The organism is Thermococcus sp. M36, from assembly GCF_012027355.1.
Classification (GTDB): Archaea; Methanobacteriota_B; Thermococci; order Thermococcales; family Thermococcaceae; genus Thermococcus.
Genome location: NZ_SNUH01000026.1, coordinates 1 through 661, shown reverse-complemented (window position 1 = coordinate 661; position 661 = coordinate 1). Strand labels below are relative to the sequence as shown.

Below are 661 nucleotides of genomic sequence, written 5' to 3'. Positions count from 1 at the left end.
CAGCTTGCCCAAAAATCAACTAACACATATTTTCCTCTTAAACTGCTTAAGGCAAAATATTTTCCTGAAGTATCTGTGAAATTCAATTCCGGAGCGGGTTTATTTAACAAAGCAAATTTTGGATCAGATGCAATTTGTGTATCAATTCCTTTTTTAAGTATAGCCAAACCTTCATGCTCTTTAAAAGTTTCTGCTGAAGCTGCAGCTAACTTTTGTACTTCATCGGGTTGCATAGTACGTATAGCTTTGCCAATCATAAAGTATCTTAATGCCGGGCTCGTACTTTTCAATGTTAAATCACGCACAAACTCATTAATTTTTTTCAACTCATTATCTTTTTGTAATGCAGCAACAGTTACTGCACTATCAATTGCATTATTTTTTTGTAATGAATCAACTAATGTAAAAGCCTTCACTAAAGATTCATAATGTGCTTTGTAATTATCTAAAAACTGATGCAGTTGTTGCGATGCAGAAGAGCCATTCGTTGTATAATCTTTATAGTGCTCTTCATCTAAATTGATGGTAATTTTTTTTGCATCGTTGATAAACAAAACAGTCGGGCCGTTTTCAACTGCCAATAAGTATAAACCTTCCTCTTTAGCAATTGCATTGAGTTTAAAATTACCGTTAGCCTGCAAAGTAGTTGAATCTAAAACAG

The 661-nt window shown here is 33.6% G+C and carries 1 protein-coding gene; it reads right to left on the bottom strand.

Translation table 11 applies throughout. The features are described 5' to 3' along the window. A partial coding sequence (locus E3E36_RS11140) for a DUF4369 domain-containing protein (RefSeq protein ID WP_167895497.1) occupies positions 1–661 on the bottom strand: 661 nt, incomplete at both ends.